Below are 22506 nucleotides of genomic sequence, written 5' to 3' on the forward strand. Positions count from 1 at the left end.
CTTTTTTAACAAATGGTTTTCTATTCAATTTAACCAAGTCGTCATTTAGTTTTCTATACCTCTTAGAAGTAATGATTTTAAAAGAAAAAGGTTATTTTACCAAAAAATTTAAAGTATGGTAGAATTAGCAGGTATAATCATATTGGGTATTATTGCACAATGGGTGGCTTGGCGTCTAAAATTACCCGCCATTCTTCCGCTAATTTTAATTGGTCTTTTGGTAGGGCCTATTGCAACCTTGTTTACAGAAGATGGTCAAAAATTAATTGAGCCCATTTGGAATGGTGAAAAAGGGCTTTTTCCTGGAGAAGGATTGTATTATTTTGTTTCGCTTGCCATAAGTATAATTCTATTTGAAGGAGGACTTACCCTAAAACGTTCAGAAATTGCTAATGTTGGTCCGGTAATTACAAAGCTTATTATAGTGGGTTCTGTGGTTACATTTTTTGGGGCTGGGGTAGCGGCGCATTATTTGTTTGACCTTTCATGGCAAATTTCATTTTTATTTTCAGCGTTAATTATAGTAACAGGCCCAACCGTAATAACTCCAATTCTTAGAAACATACCGCTTAAAAAAGATGTTTCTACGGTATTAAAATGGGAAGGTATACTAATAGACCCAATAGGTGCTTTGGTTGCTGTATTGGTATTTGAATTTATTAGTGTTGGTGAAGGTTCTGGATATACACAAACGGCTTTGATAGAGTTTGGTAAAATAATTTTATTTGGTAGCACTTTTGGCTTTACGTTTGCGCATGCCCTTGCATTTGCCATAAAAAGAAATTTTATACCCCACTACCTATTAAACGTTGTTTCTTTATCCGCAGTTTTACTGGTTTTTGTAGAATCAGATTTGTTTGCGCATGAATCTGGCCTTTTAGCGGTTGTGGTAATGGGTATGGTATTGGGTAACATGAACTTACCTAATCTAAAAGAGCTACTTTATTTTAAAGAATCTTTAAGCGTCTTGTTAATATCCATTCTGTTTATTTTACTTGCGGCGAACATTAATATATCTGACCTTGAACTATTACTGAATTGGAATACCGTTTGGTTATTCTTGGTAGTAGTATTTGTAATACGGCCCATTGGGGTTTTCTTGAGCACCCAAGGCTCTAATTTAAAATTAAAAGAACGCTTGTTTATTGGATGGGTTGGTCCTAGGGGTATAGTTGCCGCAGGTATAGCCTCTTTGTTTGGCTCTAAATTATTGGCCAAAGGTGAAGTTGGTGCCGAATACATTACACCACTGGTTTTTGTAATTGTTTTGGGTACGGTATTGTTAAATGCAACTACCGCTAGGCTTTTTGCACGTTTGGTTGGCGTTTTCCTTACTAAGTCCGAAGGTATTTTAATTATTGGCGCATCAAAGGTTTCTAGGTTAATTGCCAAGTATTTGAAAAAGAACAAAAGACATGTGGTGCTGATAGATAGTAATCAGAATAATATAGAAAAAGCTAAAGCCTCTGGGCTAGAGGCTTTTGTTGCAGATATTTATTCAGATACACTAACAGACAATATTGAGTTAAATGATATGGGCTACTTAATGGCCATGACAGGAAACTCGGACATTAACAAATTCGCAATTGAAAAATTTACTTCACAGTTTGGTGAAAATGGTTCGTTTAGGTTGGTAGATTCGGACGAAATGAATAACCCGGACAATAACCCAAAAGAGGGTTTATTTTCACATACGGATGATTTTATCAAGCTAACCGAAACTGCGAGAAAGAATAGTACAATCCACGAAATTACAATTAAAGACCGGGAGCATTATGAAGCTATGATAGAGCTTACAAAAGCCAATAATGCTATTATACCCTTATTTTTAAAACAACCAGACGGCGATTTAGTTATCATCCCTTCTTTTAGTAAAGAATTCACAGAGATAGAAGAAGGTAGCCAATTGGTCTATTTGGGAGAAGAATTTGAATTTATAGAAGAACAACTTAATAATACAGAAGAAACTAATTTAAATGAATAGCGCAGGGTTTCTAATCTCAAATAGTTCTTGAAAATTATGTTATAAAATCAAAAAAGCGGCAAACTTGCCGCTTTTTTATTAATCGTTCAGTTTTAAAACTGCCATGAAGGCTTGCTGTGGTATTTCTACATTACCCACTTGCCGCATACGTTTTTTACCTTTCTTCTGCTTTTCTAAAAGTTTACGCTTTCTAGAAATATCTCCACCATAACATTTTGCCGTTACGTCTTTTCTAAGCGCTTTTATAGTTTCCCTGGATATAATCTTAGACCCAATTGCAGCTTGTATAGGAATATCAAACTGTTGCCTTGGGATAAGTTCTTTTAACTTCTCGCACATTTTTTTACCAATGGTTTGTGCATTATCAAAATGTACCAAAGCAGACAAGGCGTCTACTGGCTGTGCGTTTAATAATATATCTACTCGCACCAATTTAGATACACGCATTCCTATTGGGGCATAATCAAAAGAAGCATAACCCTTAGAAACGGTTTTTAAGCGGTCGTAAAAGTCAAATACAATTTCTGCCAACGGCATATCAAAACTTAATTCTACACGCTCTGGTGTTAAATAGGTTTGATTGGTAATTTGGCCACGCTTATCTATACATAAAGACATTACGTTACCAACAAAATCAGATTTTGTAATAATAGTTGCCTTAATGTAGGGTTCCTCTACGCGGTCTAGCGTAGATGGGTCTGGTAAATCTGAAGGATTGTTTACAATTAAAACCTCTTCAGTATTTTTAGTGGTAAACGCGTGGTAACTTACGTTGGGTACCGTTGTAATAACGGTCATATTAAACTCTCGCTCCAAACGTTCTTGAATAATTTCCATGTGCAGCATGCCTAAGAAACCACAACGGAAACCAAAACCAAGAGCAGCACTACTTTCTGGAGCAAACACAAGAGAAGCATCATTTAACTGAAGCTTTTCCATAGATGAGCGTAATTCCTCAAAATCTTCAGTGTCTACCGGATAAATACCCGCAAAAACCATTGGTTTTACATCTTCAAAACCTGCTATGGGTCTTGTAGATGGGTTGTCTGTTAGCGTAATGGTATCACCCACCTTTACCTCCCTAGCATCTTTTATACCGGTTATTAGATAACCAACATCTCCGGTGCTAATTTTTTGTTTTGGATGCTGTACTAGTTTAAGCGTACCAATTTCATCGGCAAAGTAACTTTTGCCCGTTGCCATGAATTTAATTTTCTGACCCTTTTTTATTTCGCCGTTTAAAACCCTAAAATAGGTCTCTACACCTCTAAATGGATTATAGACCGAGTCAAAAACCAACGCCTGTAAAGGTTCTTCTGGATTACCTTCTGGAGCAGGAACCCTATTGATGATAGCTTCTAATATTTCTTCAATTCCTATGCCTGTTTTAGCACTGGCCGGTATAACATCTTCCGGAGCACAACCTAATAAGTCTACAATATCATCCGTAACCTCTTCTGGATTAGCACTAGGAAGGTCTACCTTGTTTAACACTGGAATAATTTCCAAATCGTTTTCTAATGCCAAGTATAAGTTAGAAATGGTTTGGGCCTGTATGCTTTGGGCGGCATCTACAACCAACAAAGCCCCTTCACATGCCGCTATAGACCTAGAAACTTCGTATGAAAAATCTACGTGACCGGGAGTGTCAATAAGATTCAGGACATAAGTTTCCCCCTTAAAATTGTAATCCATCTGTATGGCGTGACTTTTAATGGTAATGCCACGTTCGCGTTCCAAGTCCATGCTGTCCAGCAATTGGTCTTGTTTTTCTCTTTCGGTAACAGAACCGGTAAAATCCAACAGGCGATCTGCCAGGGTACTTTTACCATGGTCTATATGTGCAATAATGCAGAAGTTTCTTATGTGCTTCATTCAAGGAATGATTTTTAAATATGCAAAGATACTATAAGGAATTTTGATTACTTAAAAAATAAAGCGGCCATAAGGGTAATTGGCAATTTTTGGCCATATTTTTAAAATATGGTTTAAAATGCGATAAGTTATTACTGCCAAAAAAATAATTTACTAGATTTGAAGCATAACCAACTAACCATGCTTAGATTATGTTCCCTCTTACTCATTAGCCTTTCTGTATCGTTATCATATTCACAAACGTTTGATGTTACTGGTAAAGTAATTGACCAAGATGGCCAACCCATCTCATTCGCTAATGTACTTTTATTGAGCGCAAAAGACTCTACCTACATAAAGGGAACATCTGCATCTGAAGAAGGTGTTTTTGTGTTTGAAGAAGTAGAACCAGCGCTTTATTTTTTAAAAGCAAGCTATATTAACAATCAGTCTTCCTTATTGGGTATAGATGTAAAAGAAAGCGTTCAGATAGGAGCACTAATTATACCCTTAAATGTAGAAGAGTTAAATGAAGTAGTTGTAGCCGCGCAGAAGCCTACGGTTAAAAGACTTGCAGATCGGATTGTTTTTAACGTAGAAAACACGGTAGTTAGTCAAGGATCAACTTTAGATATTTTAAAAAGTACTCCAGGAGTTATAGAAAATCAAGGTGGTTTTTTAATAAGGGGTCGAAAAGCAACAATTTACATAAACAACAGAAAAGTTCAACTTTCCAATGATGAGGTTAATGATTTGTTGAAAGGGTTTGCCGGGGTAAATATTAAGTCTGTTGAGGTTATGGCAATGCCACCCGCCAATTACGATGCAGAATCTGGTCCTATTTTAAATATTATTACGAGTAAAAGTGTTTTACCGGGTTATAAGGGCAGTATCAATGGCACCTATACCCAAGCTGTTTTTCCTAAATACAGTGTTGGTACCAGTCATTATTTTAAAACCGATAAACTAAATCTATTTGCGAATTATTCCTACAACCCAAAAAAAGAAATTAGAAAGGCTAAAAAGGGAATTAATTTTATTAATGATGCCAATCAGGTTTTTTCTATTTGGGATACAGACCTTGAAGAACTCAAAAGGGTAAAATCACACAATGCTACTGTAACAGTAGACTATAAGTTAAACGATAAAAACAGTTTGAATTTTACAAGCTATTATTTAAACAACCCAAATGAGACCAATAATGGTAATTCTGTAACTACCATTCTGAACAATCAAAAAACAATAGATTCTACATTTCGTACAATAAACCAATTAGAAAGAGACAATACCAATTTTGCTGCAGACCTTATATTTACCCATAGATTTAAAAAAGATGGGGCCAAGTTGGAGGTTAATACGCATTACACCAATTATTCTGAAAATTTTCAACAAGCACTTACTTCTAATTATTTTGATGTTACTGGTAATGGAGTTAGAAGCTTTGGTTTTGATACAAATTCAAAACAAGATATTGAAATATTCACAGGTCAATTAGATATAACAACGCCCATAGGCAATGGGTCATTAGATACCGGGTTAAGAGCTTCTGTAATTAACTCTGAAAGTAACATTGATTACTTTAATTTCTCAGGCTCAGATGAATCCATAAGCCCGAATTTATCAGATAATTTTTTATATGATGAAAACATTTATGCCGCCTATGCATCTCTTGTAAAAGATTGGGATAAATGGTCTATAAAGGCTGGGATTCGAGGAGAGTATACAGACGCAAAGGGCACATCCCTGAACCTAGGATTAGCAAACGACCAAAACTTTTTTGAGTTGTTTCCATCATTATACATATTGCATACGCTTAACGAAAAAAATAGTCTAGCGTTCGATTATAATCGAGGTCTTGATCGTCCAAGGTATAATGATTTAAATCCGTTTAGGAATTTTGTAAATGAGAATGATTTTGAAGAGGGAAATGCTGGGTTAACCGCTAGTTTCAATCGAAATTTCAACTTAAACTACACCTTTAATGATGAGTGGTTTTTCGACTTGTATTACAGTGATAATGGCCAACTCATAGAATATTTAATATTTCAAGACAATGAAAACCTTACGCTAAGAGAGTTAAAGCAAAACGTTTTAGAAAGTATATCGTATGGTTTTGATATCACTTTTAGCAAGGGTATAATAGACCCATGGTATTTGTATGCTTACATATCTTTTTTTCATGAACATTTAGATGTAATTGCCGTAGAAAGCAATAACGTAATACAACGACCTAGTGTAGATGGTCTATACGCCTATTGGGCAAATTACCTAACCTTATCTAAAGATGGTACTTTTACAGGAGAACTAGGCTTCTCTTACATGTCAAATTATATTTTTGGAACCTATTTGCAAGGAGAGCAGATTAACCTCTCTCTAGGTATAAGAAAATCGTTATGGAATAACCGGGCGGCATTTTCCTTAACAATAGAAGATATTTTGGAAGAATATGTACCTACCTACACCTCTAAATACCTAAATCAAGACAACTATTACAAAAGAAGACCTGAAACCCAATTTGTTCGATTTGGATTCACCTATAATTTCGGCAACTTTAGGCTGTCGGATAATCAAAGAGCAATTAGTAAGAGAGAACGAGATAGATTAAAATCAGAGTAGATTTCTTAGAATTTGTAATTTTGCCTATCAAAAAGTAAAAGAATTGCCAAAGATAGGAGACATTCAACTGCCAGAATTTCCATTGTTGCTAGCCCCTATGGAAGACGTTAGCGACCCACCCTTTAGAGCGCTTTGTAAAGAAAATGGTGCCGATGTGGTGTATACGGAATTCATATCATCTGAAGGACTGATAAGGGATGCGGCCAAAAGTGTAATGAAGTTGGATATTTATGAAAAAGAACGTCCAGTGGGTATTCAAATATTTGGTGCGGAAATGGATTCTATGCTAGAGGCAGTGGACATTGTAGAGCGTTCCAAACCAGATATTATAGATATAAATTTTGGGTGTCCGGTTAAAAAGGTGGTTTCCAAAAATGCCGGCGCTGGCATTTTAAGGGATATTCCACTTATGGTTAAACTTACGGAGGCACTGGTAAAACGCACCAACTTACCTGTTACCGTAAAAACCAGGTTGGGCTGGGATTCTGATTCTATCAAAATAGTTGAGGTTGCAGAAAGATTACAAGATGTAGGCATAAAGGCTATATCTATTCATGGTAGAACCAGGGTGCAGATGTATAAAGGAAATGCTAATTGGGAGCCCATAGCTGCAGTTAAGAACAATCCAAGAATGCATATTCCGGTTTTTGGAAATGGAGATGTAGATACTCCGGAAGCAGCCGTAAAAATGCGAGACGATTTCGGTTTGGACGGAGCAATGATTGGCCGTGCCAGTATTGGAAATCCATGGTTTTTTAATCAAGTTAAACACTATTTCAGGACAGGAGAACATTTACCACCGCCAAACATGGCACAACGTGTAGAAGCTGCACGTAGGCACCTACAAATGAGTATAGATTGGAAAGGAGAAAAACTCGGCGTTTTTGAGACTAGAAGGCATTACACCAATTATTTTAAAGGAATACCGCATTTTAAAGAATACCGTATGAAAATGGTTACCAGCGATGAAGCCGCTGATGTATTTGCTGCGTTTGATGAAGTATTGGATAAATTTGCAGATTACCAGTTCGCCTAATTTAAGGCTAAAAGTTTCTTTGTGATGCGACTACTGGCAATTTTAGCAGAAATAAGCCCTAACACAGATATGGTGGCTAATACAATTAGTAAATTAATCCACTGAAATTCTACTGGATAAGCCAAACTTGGCGTTATTTTAAGCCATTTAAAAGCAATTTGCGACCCCACAATCAATACGCCCAAAAAGAGACCGATAATTCCACCAAAAGTAGTTACCATAAGTCCCTGGTAAAAGTAAATTTTTCTTAATTGATTAATAGTTGCACCCAGAGCAAACAAGGTCCTTGAGTTTTGTTGTTTGTCCAAAATCATCATAATAATGGCCCCAACAACATTAAAAAGAGCAATTATTAGCACAAGTGTAAAAATTAGGTATGTGGCTAAATTTTCGGTATTTAGCATTCGGTATAACGTTCCATTAATTTCACGTCTATTTAGAACAGCAATGTTATCTCCAAAAATAGTTTTTAGTTGTGCTTGGGTTGCTTTCAGTTTGTTTTCATCCTTAATTTTAAAATTTACACCAGAAACTTCATAAGGTTGTTTATCCAAAAATGCTTGTGTTACGGGTAATTGGGCAAAAACATACTTTTTGTCTAAATTGTCTTCTACCGAATAGACACCACTGGCAACAGCAGAAAGTTGATTATAAAAGCTGTTAGAACTTAACGCGTTTGCAGAAATAGAACCTTTTCCGGGCTTTAGGGTTATTATACTTAAAGGTTTGGTATAATTGTTTAATGGGCCACCTAAAAGATTAAAAACCCCCATTCCTATTACTACTTGGTTTTCTGCAACACCCCAATTACCAAAGACAAGAGTGCTGTCTATGGCAGTGGTTTTTTTGTACGCAGCATCAATACCTTTAATGTACGCTATATGATTTTTACCATCATAGCTAAGATAAACACGCTCCTCAATCTCTTTTGCGTAAGAGGTTATGTTTTCTAATTGTTCTAGTTGATGCTGAGTCTCTTCTGAAAAACTAAAAAATTTTCCTTCAATAGGAATTGCTTTTAAATCTGGATCAAAAACGTTTGTAAACTGTAAACTAAACGACTTAAGTCCGGCAAATGCAGATAGTACGATAAACAAAGCAGCGGCACCAATAACAATTACCAAAAAAGTGATAAAATTGATTATGTTTACGGCATTTTGGCTGCTTTTAGAGCGTAGGTAACGCCTAGCTATGTAAGTCGATAATGACAATGGTTACGATTTTTTCCGCTTATCCAAAAGGCTTCGGTCCTCTATAGGATTCTCGCTACCTTTTAAAGACTGCTCTATTCCATCAATATAATCAAGAGAATCATCCTTATAAAAAATAAGGTTGGGTACCCGTCTTAGCTGATTTTTTGTGCGTTGTGCCAATTCATGCTTTATCAATGGCTCATTAGATTTAATTCCCTCGAGTAATTCGTCTGCGTTTTTAGACGGAAAGATAGAAACGTAAACTTTGGCAATAGATAAGTCTGTAGTAATAGTAACCTTTGAAACGGAAATCAAAGTTCCTTTTAACCCACCATCCGTTGCTGCTCGTTGTAAAACCTCTGCTATATCTTGTTGAATTATACCAGCTATTTTACGTTGTCTTTGTGATTGTTCCATATTGCAAAATTATTCATTTCATTGGCAATGTGAACTATTCCCGTAATTTTAGGTAAAAATTAGAAGTTCATGAATAAAATTGAACATTTGGGAATAGCGGTAAAAGACTTAGATGCCGCTAATCTATTATTTGAAAAACTTTTGGGCACGCCGCATTACAAAATTGAAGAAGTGGCAACGGAAGGTGTGCGCACCTCCTTTTTTAAAAGCGGACCCAACAAAATAGAATTACTAGAGGCTACTACTGAAGATAGCCCAATAGCCAAGTTTCTTTCTAAAAAAGGAGAAGGGGTGCACCACGTTGCATTTGCGGTAGATAATATTGAGGAAGAAATATTAAGATTAAAAAAAGAGGGCTTTGCCATTTTAAACGAAACACCCAAAAAAGGGGCGGATAACAAGTTGGTTGCTTTCTTGCACCCCAAAACTACAAACGGAGTTTTGGTAGAATTATGCCAAGAAATAACGGAATAAGCTTAAATTATTTTGGTGTAATAGAAAATAAAATATAATTTTGCACCCCTAGAAATTGGTCCTATAGCTCAGTTGGTTAGAGTAGCTGACTCATAATCAGTTGGTCCCTGGTTCGAGCCCAGGTGGGACCACCAACGGTAAAGCCCTTACATGTACATGTTAGGGCTTTTATTTTAACGGAATTTTAGGCATTAAAAAAACCCTTGCTTTAAACAAGGGTTTTTTTAATTGTTCGAGTTAGCTATCACACGAAACTTTATAACTGAGCTAGGCCTTGGTCTAACTCAGGTACTATTTGGTTTATAGTTTGGGTAATTCCTTCTTTAATATTGGTACTGTTGGCAACCAAGACACCATAGAAAACAATTGCACTGGCAATAAGTACAGCTCCTAGTATAAAACGTTTTTCAAATGAAATTGCTTTGGTAGTCATTTCGTTTAAATGTTAATTAAAAGTAAAAATTAATTTTTAATTAACAAAATATTATGATAGCTTATTTCAACAAGATTGCCATAGCTCCTATCGCTGTAACTATAAGTATAAAACGGCGGTATTGCTTTTCCTTTATTAATCGAACTGCTTTAACACCTAAAAACATACCTATAAATATGGCAGGTAAGAGTTTTAAATCTATAAGTAAGGTTTGCCAAGTAATAGTTTTCCAAATAAAAATGTGAAAAGGTAATTTAAAGGCATTGGTAATAAGAAATAACCAAGCGGCAGTACCCACAAATACGTTTTTGGGAAGGCGCATGGCTAGAAAAAAGATGTTACTAAAGGCTCCAGCTAAATTCCCAATCATAGTACAAATACCGGCAATAATACCAACGCCACCGGCAAATGTCCAATGGGTAGGTACTTGCTTAGATTTTTTTTGGTCCCAATAAATTAGAATAGCCAAGCTTAAGAATATAACGATTACCATTCCAATTTTAAATTGTAGTTCGGGTAGGTCTTTCCCTATTACCACACCAATAAGAATACCGGCAATCATCCAGGGTAAAAAGCGGCGAATGTAAACCCAATTGGTATGTCTGTTGTAATAGATTACTGCAATAACATCGCCTACTAATAACAAAGGCATTAATATACCAGTAGACTCTTTTGCCCCAAAAGCCAAGGCTAAAAGGGTCACGTTAAAAATGGATAATCCTTTTAAACCAGCTTTAGAAACACCTAATAAAAATATAGAGGTAAAGGCCATTGCCCATGCAGAAACGGCTATTGTAGATGTTGTTAAGATAAGTTCCAATTGCGTTCAGCGATTTAAGGATAAAGGTATTTTAAATTATTTTATATTTATCGTTAACCAACTATCAATTATGCAACTCTCTTCTCTAGACTATGGCTTTATCATAGTATTCTTTTCTATCATTTTAGGCATTGGTATATACGTTTCTAAAAAATCTGGAGAAAGCTCTAGTCAATTCTTTTTGTCTGGTAGAACAATGCCTTGGTGGCTTTTAGGGCTTTCCATGGTTGCCACTACGTTCTCTACGGATACACCTAATTTGGTAACGGATATTGTTAGAACTAACGGTGTTAGCGGTAACTGGGTTTGGTGGGCATTTTTAATTACGGGCTTATTAACCGTATTTGTATATGCTAAATTATGGCGCAAGTCTAATGTAAATACGGATTTGGAGTTTTACGAGTTGCGTTACGGGGGCAAACCAGCTAGCTTTTTAAGAAAATTTAGGGCAATTTACCTAGGGGTTATATTTAATGTAATAACCATGTCTGCCGTAACCTTGGCAGCTATTAAAATAGGAGGCATTATGTTGGGGCTAGAACCTTGGCAAACTGTGGTAAGCGCAGGTTTAATAACAGTAATTTTCAGTGCTCTTGGCGGATTTAAAGGTGTAGTATACACGGATTTTCTTTTGTTCTTTGTTGCTATGGCAGGTGCGTTGGGCGCTGCAATATATTTGGTGAATTTACCAGAAGTAGGTGGTATTACGGCTTTGGTTACCAATGACGCTGTAGCAGATAAGCTATCTATTTTACCAGACTTTAGCAATACAGAAGCATTAATAACTTTATTAATAATTCCTTTGGCCGTTCAATGGTGGAGTTCTTGGTACCCTGGAGCGGAGCCTGGTGGTGGCGGTTATATTGCACAACGTATGTTAGCTGCTAAAGATGAAAACCATGCTATTGGCGCAACTTTTTTCTTTAATATTATGCATTATGCATTAAGACCTTGGCCATGGATATTGGTGGCTTTATCATCAATAATTGTTTTTCCAGATATTGCAAGTATCCAAGAGGCATTTCCAAATGTACCCGCAGATAAATTAGGGCACGATTTAGCTTATCCCGCAATGTTAACGATGTTGCCTAGCGGATTGTTAGGAGTAGTTTTAGCTTCTTTAATCGCCGCTTATATGAGTACTATAAGTACGCAATTGAACTGGGGGAGCTCTTATATTGTTTATGATTTTTACAAACAACAAGTGAATCCAGATGCTAGCGAAAAACAATTGGTTACGGTTGGTAGATTGTCTACCGTTGTGTTAATGGTGTTAAGCGCTATTTTAGCTTTGGCACTTCAAAATGCGTTGCAGCTATTTGAACTCTTATTGCTTTTTGGAGCCGGCACGGGCTTAATTTTTATTTTAAGATGGTTCTGGTGGCGTATTAATGCTTGGAGCGAAATTGTAGCCATGTTTGCTTCTGGTATTGTTGCCATTTTGTTCAAGGTAACAGCATTGGGCCCTTTTTTGTTCAATACGGAAGATGGCTTGTTACCAAGTTGGGCAGAATACCCAACAATGGTAATTATAATTAGTATTTTCTGGTTGGGCGCTACCTTTTTGACCAAGCCAGAAGACGATGCCGTACTTGAGGATTTTTATAGAAAAATACAACCAGGTGGACCTGGATGGAAAAAGGTGTTGGCAAAGGCAAAACAAAAGAACATTGATGTTATTAATAGTTCTGAAAAATGGAGCGTGCCTTCTGGTATAACCGCCATGTTGTTAGGCTGTGTACTAATTTACAGCTGTATGTTCGCTACCGGGTACTGGATTTATGGCGAAACAAAACTAGCAGCAATTTTAACAGTTGTTGCTATTATTTCTGGCGGATTATTAATTAAAACCTGGCGGGGAATGAGAAATAGCATATTATAATGGATGTTAATAAGCGGATTATTTCGGTAGACATTTTCCGGGGTATGACCATTGTTCTAATGATTTTGGTTAATACTCCGGGTACGTGGTCTTCGGTTTATAGCCCGTTATTACATGCAGAATGGCATGGTTATACACCCACTGACCTTGTTTTTCCTTTTTTTCTATTTATAGTTGGTACGTCTATAGTTTTTGCTTACAAAAACAAAAAAACCTCTTTAAAGACGTATAAAAAAATAGGTGCCAGAGCCTTAAAGCTTATTGGTCTTGGTCTATTTTTAGGAGCATTTACGCTTAGTTTCCCGTTTTTTAAAGATTTTGAAAATATTAGATTTCCCGGTGTTTTACAGCGAATAGGAGTCGTTTTCTTTATTACATCGGTTCTATTTTTAAACTTGAACTGGAAAAAATTAATAATAGTTGCTGTAATACTCTTATTTGGATATTGGGCGTTAATGACACTTATACCTGTAGAAGGGCAGCCCTCCACATTAGCTAGGGCACCCAATAATCTAGCAAACTGGTTAGATGTACAATTATTTGGGAGCCATAACTATAAATCCGATTACGACCCAGAGGGATTAATAAGTACCTTGCCCGCTATCGCAAGTTCATTACTTGGCGTATTTACGGGTATCATCTTAGTTGGTAAGCAAACAAAAAAATCAACCCTATTGTTTGGTTTAGGAGGTTGCCTACTTCTTATAGGTCACATATGGGGTTTGGTTTTTCCTATTAACAAAGCATTATGGACCAGCTCTTTTGTTTTGGTCACTGCTGGTTGGGCAAATATACTTTTAGCCTTAATTCATTTCTTGTCAGATGATAGAAAAATAGCATTTGGAAGTGTTTTTAAATATGTTGGCTCTAACGCAATTACTATTTACTTTCTAAGTAGTTTCATTTCAAAATTGTTTTACCTAATTAAAGTAGATGGCGAAACTTCTTTACATGGATGGTTGTTTCAAACCATATTCGTGCAAGATTTTCTATCACCACAATTTTCGTCTTTATTATATGGTGCAAGCGTAGTGGGGTTTTATTGTCTTTTAGGATATGTTTTATACAAAAAAGGAGTTTTTATAAAGGTTTAGCACTAACCCCTAAGTTCCAGCAGACGGGCCACATATTTACCAATCACGTCAAACTCTAAGTTTACTATTGTGCCCACTTTATAACCGTTAAAACAGGTATGCTCAAAGGTGTAAGGTATAATAGCAACGCTAAATTGATTTTTTTTAGAATTAACCACCGTAAGACTAACCCCATCTACGGTAATAGATCCTTTTTCTATGGTAACGTTATTCTTGTTAGAATCATAGGCAAATGTAAAAATCCAACTACCGTCTTTTTGGTCAATTTCTATGCATTCTGCAGTCTGATCAACATGTCCCTGTACAATATGTCCATCTAAGCGAGTACCTAACAGCATGGCGCGCTCTAGATTTACCTGTTGGCCAACTTTAAGCGTCGCTATATTGGTTTTTTCTAAGGTTTCTTGTATGGCGGTAACAGTATAATTGGTATCGGTTAAAGAAACGACTGTTAAACAAACCCCGTTGTGGGCAACGCTCTGGTCTATTTTTAGTTCTGGGGTAAGTTTAGATGCAATGGTTATGTGCAAATTATCGCCTTCTTTCTCAAGTTGCTCTACCGTTCCCAATGTTTCAATGATTCCCGTAAACATGTCTATGTAAATTTAGCTAGCTTTGTGAATACAAAAATAGTTATACTCAAGCGGAAAGATGGGAGAACCCAACAAAATAAAATTAGGAATCTCAATTGGAGATATTAATGGTATTGGATGCGAGGTGGCCTTAAAAACATTTTTAGATAACCGCATGTTAGATTTTTGCACGCCAATTTTCTATGCGTCCAACAAAACCATATCCGAACAAAAAAAACGACTAGGACTGGATATTTCTTTTCAGGGCATACCCAATGCGGAAAAGGCACACCCTGGAAAAATAAATGTATGTAATGTTTGGAAAGAGCATCCAAGATTACAGTTTGGAGAAGCTACAGAAGAAGGGGGCAAATTTGCCATAAAGTCTTTAAGGGCCGCAGTAAATGCTTTAAAAAAGAACGAAATTGATGTGTTGGTTACGGCACCAATAAACAAGAACAATATTCAAGCAGAGGATTTTAAATTTCCGGGCCACACCGATTTTTTAGCAAAGGAACTTGGCGGAGATAGTTTAATGTTCATGGTGTCTGATTGCCTACGGGTTGGTTTGCTTACCGATCATGTAGCGGTAAAAAACGTTGCAAATGAAATAACAACCAAAAGGGTAAGAGACAAGGTTTTTACCATGATGAATTCTTTGACTGTAGATTTTGGCATACGAAAACCAAAAATTGCCTTGTTAGGTATAAATCCACATAGTGGAGACAATGGAACCATAGGTGAAGAAGATGAAAAAATAATGAAGCCGGCAATTGCCTCAATGTTTGATGAAGGTCATCAAGTTTACGGACCATATTCTGCAGATAGCTTTTTTGGCTCTGGCAACCATAAAAATTTTGATGCAGTTATTGCAGCGTATCACGATCAAGGGCTTATTCCTTTTAAAACCTTGGCATTTGGTAAAGGCGTTAATTTTACGGCAGGTCTATCTAAGGTAAGGACATCTCCTGATCATGGAACAGCATACGAAATAGCCGGTAAAGGAATTGCAGATGCAAGTAGTTTTACAGAAGCGGTGTTTTTGGCCTTAAAAATTTACAAGAATAGGGTAGAATACACAGAGTTGAGTAAAAACCCGCTTAAGAAACATCAATTAAAGAAGAAAACAAAAGCGCAATAATTTTTATAAATTGTTGGGTATGTATAAATAAATAGTATCTTTGCACCCGCCTTACGGGGCTGGTACACAAACATTAAGTGTAAAATGAAGCAGTTAAAGGAGTTTTTTATTCCTTTTAAAGGATTAAAACAAGGAAAGCACACGTTTGAGTACAAAATAGACAATTCGTTCTTTGAGTCTTTTGATTATGAGGATTTTAATGCCGCAAATGTCACTGTTGAAGTGGAGCTCAATAAAATGAGTACCATGATGGAGTTAGACATGCGCGCTTCTGGTGTTGTTAACGTTAATTGTGACATTACCAATGAACCCTTTGATCAAGAAATTGACGGCGATTTGCATCTGGTTGTCAAATTTGGAGACGAATTTAATGACGAAGATGATGAAATTTTGATTTTACCACATGGGGAACACCAGGTTTATATAGCGCAATATGTGTATGAACTTTTGGTGTTGGCAGTGCCACACAAACGGGTGCATCCTGGGGTAGAAGACGGTAGCTTGGATTCTCCTGTTTTAGATAAACTAGAAGAATTACAACCTAAAGAAGAAAAGATAGACAAAAAAAATACCGACCCAAGATGGGACGGACTTAAAAAGTTATTAACGGATAAATAGGTAACAATGGCACATCCTAAGAGAAAAATATCGAAAACGAGAAGGGATAAAAGGAGAACCCACTATAAAGCATCCATGCCTACTATTGCCCAAGATAGTGTAACTGGTGAAATGCACCTTTACCACAGGGCTCATTGGCACGAAGGTAAATTATACTACCGTGGCAAAGTGCTTATAGACAAGACTGAAGAAGAAACTGCTGCATAAGCAATAGAAAAAGAAATTTTAACTCCCGAAATTGAGAAATATCGGGAGTTTTTTTATGGAATACGTCCAATAGGTCAAGAATCCTAATTTTAGCAGAGAAAGTCATAAAAAATGAGTAATTTTCGCCGAAATTTGGTCTTTTTTGGCCTTTTTTATTTAAAAACAATTCATAATGGGTAAAACAACGGCGGCCATTACAGCCGTAGGGTCTTATGTTCCTGAGCATATTTTGACCAACAAGATGCTAGAATCCATGGTAGAGACCAATGATGAGTGGATTACAACTAGAACTGGTATCAAGGAAAGAAGAATACTAAAGGAAGAAGGGCAAGGAACATCCTTTATGGCTATTAAAGCTGCAGAAGATTTGATTAAAAAATCAAATCTAGATGCAGAAAGCATAGATATGGTTTTAGTGGCAACGGCAACTCCCGATCAGCCGGTAGCAGCAACCGCCGCATATGTGGCAAGTGAAATTGGAGCAAAAAATGCATTTGCTTATGATTTGCAAGCTGCTTGTTCTAGTTTTTTATACGGTATGTCTACCGCTGCCAGTTACATAGAATCTGGCCGATACAAGAAAGTACTTTTAATAGGAGCAGATAAAATGTCTTCTATTATAGATTATACAGACCGTGCTACCTGTATTATTTTTGGTGATGGCGCCGGTGCCGTACTTTTTGAAGGCAATGAAGAAGGTCTTGGGTTACAGGACGAATATCTGCGTAGTGATGGTGTTGGTAGAAATTTCTTGAGGATAGAAGCGGGCGGATCTATTTTGCCAGCTAGTGAAGAAACAGTAAAGAACAACCAACATTACGTATACCAAGATGGTAAAACGGTATTTAAGTTCGCCGTTTCCAATATGGCAGATGTATCTGCAAAAATTATGGAACGTAATAACCTAACAAAAGACGATGTAGCTTGGTTGGTACCCCACCAGGCCAACAAACGTATCATAGATGCAACAGCAAATAGAATGGGCGTAGAGCCAGAAAAGGTTATGATGAACATTCAACGCTATGGCAACACTACATCTGCTACGTTACCGCTTTTATTGGCAGATTATGAAAAACAATTAAAAAAAGGAGATAACCTTGTATTTGCTGCCTTTGGAGGTGGTTTTACTTGGGGTTCTATTTTCCTTAAATGGGCATATAATTCGTAAATTACAACTAACTAAATCAGTATAGATGGATATTAAAGAAATTCAAAGTCTAATAAAGTTTGTAGCCAAATCTGGCGCAAGTGAAGTTAAACTGGAAATGGAAGATATTAAAATCACCATCAGAACAGGTAGCCAAGGTTCTGGCGGTGAAACTACCATTGTACAACAAATACCAATGGCACAAGCTCCAGCCCCTGCTGCAGCTGCTGCCCCTGCCGCAGCTCCAGCGCCTGCAGCTCCAGCTGCACCAGAAGCAGCAAAAGCGGATGATGATTCTAAATACATCACCATTAAATCTCCTATTATTGGTACTTTCTACAGAAAGCCTTCGCCAGATAAGCCAGCTTTTGTAGAGGTAGGTAAGGACATTAAAGAAGGAGACGTACTTTGTGTTATTGAAGCTATGAAATTGTTCAATGATATTGAGTCTGAGGTTTCTGGTAAAATCGTTAAGATCTTAGTAGACGATTCTTCTCCGGTAGAATTTGATCAACCGTTGTTTTTGGTAGACCCTAGTTAATAAAAATTTCAATTAGCCAATTCCTGTTTTCGAGATATTCGAAATCGGTACTTCTACATTGAATTTTTAAACAAAACATTATGTTCAAAAAAATATTAATTGCCAATAGGGGAGAAATTGCATTAAGGGTTATACGTACCTGTAAAGAAATGGGTATAAAAACCGTTGCGGTTTATTCAAAGGCAGATGAGGAAAGTTTGCACGTACGTTTTGCAGATGAAGCGGTTTGTATTGGGCCGGCTCCAAGTAGTGAATCGTACTTAAAGATTCCAAATATTATAGCTGCTGCAGAGATTACCAATGCAGATGCCATACACCCAGGTTACGGTTTCTTATCAGAGAATTCTAAATTCTCTAGAATCTGTGCAGAACACGATATTAAATTTATTGGTGCTTCTGGGGAGCAAATAGACAAAATGGGAGATAAGGCTACGGCCAAAGAAACCATGAGAAAAGCAGGTGTGCCTACGGTACCCGGTTCTGAAGGTCTTTTAAAAGATGTTGCCCACGCCAAAAAGGAAGCTGGTAAAATGGGTTATCCTGTAATGATCAAAGCTACTGCCGGTGGTGGTGGTAAGGGTATGCGTGCCATTTGGTCAGAAGAAGAAATGGAAAGCAACTTTGAAAGTGCCGTACAAGAAGCAAAAGCTTCTTTTGGAAACGGTGGTATGTACATGGAAAAACTTATTGAAGAACCAAGGCACATTGAAATACAGGTGGTTGGTGATCAGTATGGTAAAGCCTGCCACTTATCTGAAAGAGATTGTTCCGTACAACGTAGACACCAGAAGCTTACCGAAGAAACACCATCTCCGTTTATGACGGATAAGTTAAGGGAAGATATGGGTGCCGCAGCGGTGAAAGCCGCAGAATACATAAAGTACGAAGGCGCAGGAACGGTAGAATTTTTGGTAGACAAACACCGAAACTTCTACTTTATGGAGATGAATACGCGTATACAAGTAGAACATCCAATTACTGAACAGGTAATTGATTATGATTTGATCAGAGAACAAATCTTGGTTGCTGCAGGTGTGCCAATTTCAGGTAAAAATTACATTCCAAAACTACATTCTATTGAGTGTAGAATAAATGCGGAGGATCCGTTTAATGATTTTAGACCTTCTCCGGGTAAAATTACCACCTTACACACACCAGGAGGTCATGGGGTGCGTTTAGACACACATGTTTATAGTGGTTATATAATTCCGCCAAACTATGATTCCATGATCGCTAAATTAATTACCACTGCCCAAACAAGGGAAGAGGCTATTAATAAAATGAGAAGGGCTTTAGATGAGTTTGTTATCGAAGGCGTAAAAACAACCATACCTTTTCATAGGCAATTAATGGATAGTCCGGATTATTTAGCGGGTAATTATACCACCAAGTTCATGGAAGGTTTTAAGATGGACGATAAGTATAAAGATTAGTAACTTAACCCTCGTTTTAAACGAGGGTTTTTTATGCAGTTTAGTTACTGGGAATACAAGCAGTGGTTTCAACAAATAGATTATACCGTTGTTGGTAGTGGTATAGTTGGCCTATCTACCGCCTTAGCCCTAAAGGAAGAGGATCCATCTGCAAGCATACTTATTCTGGAAAAAGGAATTCTTCCAGAAGGGGCAAGCACAAAAAATGCTGGTTTTGCCTGTTTTGGAAGCGTTTCTGAGCTTTTAATGGATTTGGACACCCATTCTGAAGAAGAATTAATTGCGTTGGTTAAGAGGCGTTACAATGGAATAAACGCATTAAGGGCTATGTTTGGAGATGATGCAATAGGTTTTACGCAATTGGGAGGGCATGAAGTATTTCTAAGAAAGGATAAAGACTTATTTGAGCACTGTAAAGACAAATTACCTTATTTAAACGAACTTTTTCATGAAGTATTTATGCAAAAAGCTTTTTCATTAACACCTAATAAATTTGGGTTTTCTGGAACAGAAAACCAGTACATTACCCACTCTTTAGAAGGGCAATTAGACACAGGAAAACTAATGCAAGCATTGTTAAAAAAGGTATATGAAAGTGGCATTAAGATTGTAAATGGCTTCAAAGTTTTCGGATTCGAAACAAATGAAAATCAAGTTTCCGTTCAGCTAGAAAATTTTGATTTTAAAACCAATAAATTACTGATAACCAACAACGGCTTCGCAAAGCAATTAACGCAACAAGAGGTAGAACCAGCAAGAGCCCAAGTGTTGATTACTAAACCCATTAAAGACCTACAGATTAATGGTACATTTCATTTAGATGCTGGCTATTATTATTTTAGGAACATAGATAATAGAATTTTGTTAGGTGGGGGTAGAAATTTGGATTTTAAAGGAGAATCTACCACGCAATTAGGGAATACAGAGTATATTATATCCAAACTAAAATTGCTGTTACATCAAACCATCCTACCTAATACACCTTTTGAAGTAGATTATACCTGGAGTGGTATTATGGGGGTTGGCCCACGTAAAAAGCCAATTATAAAAGAGCTCGCAAAAAATGTTTATTGTGGCGTGCGCTTAGGCGGTATGGGTATAGCAATTGGTGCTGCGGTGGGGCAAGACTTGGCACATAAAGTTTTGGGTAGATGATAAAGGGCGAGCTATTGACATATTGCAAACAATTTGTAACAGGCAAATTACATAACCTAAACAACCGTATACAAGAGGTAAACCAAGCACTACTGTCCGAAACAAAAAGTACTGCCGGCGATAAACATGAAACAGGCCGGGCTATGGTACAATTAGAACGAGAAAAGCTAGGCAAGCAATTGGCAGAGTCAGAAAAAATGGAAAAGGTCTTGGCCAAAATACGCGAAACTCCGAACAATATAGGTGCCTTAGGAAGCCTTATTGTAACAGATAAAGCAACATATTACCTTTCTATTTCGGCCGGGCAATACAGAGCAGAAAAACATGACGTTTATTGTATTTCTACGGCTTCTCCAATAGGCAAGCTGCTTTTAGGGAAAAGAGCAGGAGATTGTATTGAATTTAATGGCAACCCAATAACCATTAAGACAATACACTAGTAATCTTGCTTGGGAGGCTTTCTCAAGTGTTTTTTTAAGGCCATTTTTTTCTTAGCGTCCAGACGTTTTAAAATAGCGCTTTTACTTGGTTTGGTTGCCTTTCTTTTAGTAACAGGTTTTAGGCTGGCTTCTAAAATATTCCATAGTCGCTTAATTACCAATTCTTTATTCTTGTGCTGACTTCTAGTTGTGCTACTTTGTAAAGACAAAACTCCTTCTTTGGTTAAGCGGTGCTGCAATTGCTCGTTTAAGCGCAGTTTTTCCAAATCGGATAGTCCTTCTGAAGTATTGATATTGAATAACAACTCTACTTTGGTAGCAACTTTGTTGGCATGTTGCCCTCCAGGCCCACCACTTCTAACGGCCCTAAATTCCAATTCTTTAAGAATGATAGTCCTTTGCATGCGTTTTAGAAATACGTTCCAATAGTGTTTTGGCCGTTCCCTTTAGGGCCACTTTAGTACCTGGTATTATTGAGCGGGAATGTATGAACCAGACCATCAAATCAGTTTCGTGAAAGGCTTTTACCAAAAAATGACTTCCTTTAAAAAAACACTCCTCTACGGTTACCATAAAATCACTGTGCTGTGTTACGCTTAGTTCATGGGGGTAGACAATAATTGGTCTATCTATGTAGTAACCAGGATTTAAAAAATACAAAGGGATGGTATTGGCCTCCCCAAATAAACTGGCAGCGTATAAATTCTTAGGATGATTATAGACATTTTTAGTGGGCCCAAAATCTAAAATCTCCCCATCTTTTAGTACCAAAGTAAGCCAAGAAAAAGGCAAAATATCATCAGGGTCGTGCGTAGCGTTAATTACCGTAATTCCTTTCTCTTTTAAATAAGGGAACAGTAACTGTTTTAATCCATTTTTTTTGAATTGGTCTATACTGCTAAAAGGCTCGTCCAACAATAATATTTTAGGCTCTTGGGCAAGTGCTTTGGCAATAGCAACGCGCTGTTGTTGGCCACCGCTTAGGTTTTTAACCTTTACATGGGCATAATCTTCAAGTTGTATCACCTCTAGCAATTCTTGAATACGTGCTTGGTGGGTTTCTGGTTCAAAAACAGACAAATGCTCACCAATATTTTCGCTTACCGTGGTAAATGGCATTAAATCTAAATCTTGGGAAACATATTTCATATAGTTTTCCCCAGGAATTAAATTAAAATCTGGCCCCAAAACCTTTTGGTTGTTCCAAGAAACCTCTCCCTGACCCAATTTCAATTTTCCATATATAGCCTTTAAAAGTGTGCTCTTACCAGAACCACTTTCACCTATTAAAGCCAAGTGGCTTCCATTGGGCAACTGAAAAGAGATGTCTTTTAAAATGGGGTTTTCGCCATAAGCGAAGAAAACATTATTAACCTGCAGCATAGTGTGTAATGTAAGCAATTTTGGCCTAGAATAAAAGCAGCTATCCTAAGCCAAAAGTACTCAAGT

At 37.1% G+C, this 22506-nt stretch carries 22 protein-coding genes and 1 tRNA gene; 15 read left to right on the forward strand and 8 right to left on the reverse strand.

The genetic code is table 11. From position 1 onward, the window contains the following. Positions 1 to 115 precede the first annotated feature (115 nt). A complete protein-coding gene (locus ACXAGS_RS01880) occupies positions 116 to 1984 on the forward strand; it encodes a cation:proton antiporter (RefSeq protein WP_474904055.1) in 1869 nt (622 codons plus the stop codon). Between the two features lie 78 nt (positions 1985 to 2062). Here the strand turns inward: ACXAGS_RS01880 and lepA are convergent, their stop codons facing one another. Next, positions 2063 to 3859: a translation elongation factor 4 gene (lepA, locus tag ACXAGS_RS01885; RefSeq protein ID WP_474904056.1), complete on the reverse strand. Its 1797-nt coding sequence runs from the start codon at positions 3857 to 3859 to the stop codon at positions 2063 to 2065. Between the two features lie 180 nt (positions 3860 to 4039). On the opposite strand from lepA, the gene ACXAGS_RS01890 reads away from it, so the two are divergent. Further along, complete coding sequence (locus ACXAGS_RS01890) at positions 4040 to 6454, forward strand: outer membrane beta-barrel family protein (protein ID WP_474904058.1); 2415 nt, start codon at positions 4040 to 4042, stop codon at positions 6452 to 6454. A gap of 43 nt (positions 6455 to 6497) precedes the next feature. Continuing rightward, positions 6498 to 7490 carry a tRNA dihydrouridine synthase DusB gene (gene dusB, locus ACXAGS_RS01895; RefSeq protein ID WP_474904059.1) on the forward strand — a complete coding sequence of 331 codons (993 nt, stop codon included), beginning with the start codon at positions 6498 to 6500 and terminating at the stop codon, positions 7488 to 7490. On the opposite strand, the gene ACXAGS_RS01900 is transcribed toward dusB, so the two are convergent. Continuing rightward, positions 7487 to 8701 carry an ABC transporter permease gene (locus ACXAGS_RS01900; protein WP_474904060.1) on the reverse strand — a complete coding sequence of 405 codons (1215 nt, stop codon included), beginning with the start codon at positions 8699 to 8701 and terminating at the stop codon, positions 7487 to 7489. The two genes, dusB and ACXAGS_RS01900, sit on opposite strands and share 4 nt — an antisense overlap. Positions 8702 to 8704: 3 nt before the next feature. Next, the gene (gene rbfA / locus ACXAGS_RS01905; protein ID WP_010519526.1) at positions 8705 to 9100 is read right to left on the reverse strand and encodes a 30S ribosome-binding factor RbfA; all 396 of its coding nucleotides are present in this window, start codon (positions 9098 to 9100) and stop codon (positions 8705 to 8707) included. A 69-nt stretch (positions 9101 to 9169) separates the two neighbouring features. Between rbfA and mce the strand changes: the two genes are divergently transcribed. Together mce and ACXAGS_RS01915 are read left to right on the forward strand one after the other, a co-directional pair. Continuing rightward, complete coding sequence (gene mce, locus ACXAGS_RS01910) at positions 9170 to 9574, forward strand: methylmalonyl-CoA epimerase (protein ID WP_474904063.1); 405 nt, start codon at positions 9170 to 9172, stop codon at positions 9572 to 9574. A gap of 57 nt (positions 9575 to 9631) precedes the next feature. After that, positions 9632 to 9708 (forward strand) — tRNA-Ile (locus ACXAGS_RS01915). A gap of 122 nt (positions 9709 to 9830) precedes the next feature. On the opposite strand, the gene ACXAGS_RS01920 is transcribed toward ACXAGS_RS01915, so the two are convergent. Beyond that, positions 9831 to 10007 carry a hypothetical protein gene (locus tag ACXAGS_RS01920; RefSeq protein ID WP_474904065.1) on the reverse strand — a complete coding sequence of 59 codons (177 nt, stop codon included), beginning with the start codon at positions 10005 to 10007 and terminating at the stop codon, positions 9831 to 9833. A 61-nt stretch (positions 10008 to 10068) separates the two neighbouring features. Further along, complete coding sequence (locus ACXAGS_RS01925; protein ID WP_474904793.1) at positions 10069 to 10779, reverse strand: sulfite exporter TauE/SafE family protein; 711 nt, start codon at positions 10777 to 10779, stop codon at positions 10069 to 10071. Between the two features lie 118 nt (positions 10780 to 10897). On the opposite strand from ACXAGS_RS01925, the gene ACXAGS_RS01930 reads away from it, so the two are divergent. After that, complete coding sequence (locus tag ACXAGS_RS01930) at positions 10898 to 12709, forward strand: sodium:solute symporter family protein (protein ID WP_474904067.1); 1812 nt, start codon at positions 10898 to 10900, stop codon at positions 12707 to 12709. Beyond that, positions 12709 to 13803, forward strand: coding sequence for an acyltransferase family protein (locus ACXAGS_RS01935; protein WP_474904068.1), 1095 nt, complete (start codon positions 12709 to 12711; stop codon positions 13801 to 13803). The genes ACXAGS_RS01930 and ACXAGS_RS01935 overlap by 1 nt, the downstream gene beginning before the upstream one ends. Before the next feature lie 2 nt (positions 13804 to 13805). Here ACXAGS_RS01935 and ACXAGS_RS01940 read toward each other — a convergent pair whose 3' ends face one another. Next, positions 13806 to 14396, reverse strand: a complete 591-nt coding sequence (locus ACXAGS_RS01940) for a riboflavin synthase (RefSeq protein ID WP_474904070.1) — start codon at positions 14394 to 14396, stop codon at positions 13806 to 13808. Between the two features lie 58 nt (positions 14397 to 14454). Here ACXAGS_RS01940 and pdxA point away from each other — a divergent pair, with 58 nt between their 5' ends. The 8 genes from pdxA to ACXAGS_RS01980 all read left to right on the forward strand — a co-directional run bounded on the left by pdxA (position 14455) and on the right by ACXAGS_RS01980 (position 21057). Continuing rightward, the gene (gene pdxA / locus ACXAGS_RS01945; protein WP_474904072.1) at positions 14455 to 15516 is read left to right on the forward strand and encodes a 4-hydroxythreonine-4-phosphate dehydrogenase PdxA; all 1062 of its coding nucleotides are present in this window, start codon (positions 14455 to 14457) and stop codon (positions 15514 to 15516) included. An 84-nt stretch (positions 15517 to 15600) separates the two neighbouring features. Further along, a complete protein-coding gene (locus ACXAGS_RS01950) occupies positions 15601 to 16134 on the forward strand; it encodes a YceD family protein (RefSeq protein ID WP_474904074.1) in 534 nt (177 codons plus the stop codon). A gap of 6 nt (positions 16135 to 16140) precedes the next feature. After that, positions 16141 to 16341: a 50S ribosomal protein L32 gene (rpmF, locus tag ACXAGS_RS01955; RefSeq protein WP_029511569.1), complete on the forward strand. Its 201-nt coding sequence runs from the start codon at positions 16141 to 16143 to the stop codon at positions 16339 to 16341. A 172-nt stretch (positions 16342 to 16513) separates the two neighbouring features. Continuing rightward, a complete protein-coding gene (locus tag ACXAGS_RS01960; RefSeq protein ID WP_474904076.1) occupies positions 16514 to 17509 on the forward strand; it encodes a beta-ketoacyl-ACP synthase III in 996 nt (331 codons plus the stop codon). A 25-nt stretch (positions 17510 to 17534) separates the two neighbouring features. Beyond that, positions 17535 to 18029: an acetyl-CoA carboxylase biotin carboxyl carrier protein gene (gene accB, locus ACXAGS_RS01965; RefSeq protein ID WP_474904078.1), complete on the forward strand. Its 495-nt coding sequence runs from the start codon at positions 17535 to 17537 to the stop codon at positions 18027 to 18029. Between the two features lie 80 nt (positions 18030 to 18109). Next, complete coding sequence (accC, locus tag ACXAGS_RS01970; protein WP_010519537.1) at positions 18110 to 19462, forward strand: acetyl-CoA carboxylase biotin carboxylase subunit; 1353 nt, start codon at positions 18110 to 18112, stop codon at positions 19460 to 19462. Positions 19463 to 19495: 33 nt separating this feature from the next. After that, positions 19496 to 20617: an NAD(P)/FAD-dependent oxidoreductase gene (locus ACXAGS_RS01975; RefSeq protein ID WP_474904080.1), complete on the forward strand. Its 1122-nt coding sequence runs from the start codon at positions 19496 to 19498 to the stop codon at positions 20615 to 20617. Then, positions 20614 to 21057, forward strand: coding sequence for a 3-oxoacyl-ACP synthase (locus tag ACXAGS_RS01980; protein ID WP_474904081.1), 444 nt, complete (start codon positions 20614 to 20616; stop codon positions 21055 to 21057). Before ACXAGS_RS01975 ends, ACXAGS_RS01980 begins: the two co-directional genes overlap by 4 nt. Here ACXAGS_RS01980 and arfB read toward each other — a convergent pair. Both arfB and ACXAGS_RS01990 read right to left on the reverse strand, forming a co-directional pair. Next, positions 21054 to 21461 carry an alternative ribosome rescue aminoacyl-tRNA hydrolase ArfB gene (gene arfB, locus ACXAGS_RS01985; RefSeq protein WP_474904083.1) on the reverse strand — a complete coding sequence of 136 codons (408 nt, stop codon included), beginning with the start codon at positions 21459 to 21461 and terminating at the stop codon, positions 21054 to 21056. The genes ACXAGS_RS01980 and arfB overlap by 4 nt on opposite strands. Beyond that, positions 21439 to 22440, reverse strand: a complete 1002-nt coding sequence (locus ACXAGS_RS01990; protein ID WP_474904084.1) for an ABC transporter ATP-binding protein — start codon at positions 22438 to 22440, stop codon at positions 21439 to 21441. The genes arfB and ACXAGS_RS01990 overlap by 23 nt, the downstream gene beginning before the upstream one ends. Positions 22441 to 22506: the final 66 nt, after the last annotated feature.

Source organism: Croceivirga sp. ABH4_376, from assembly GCF_056160685.1.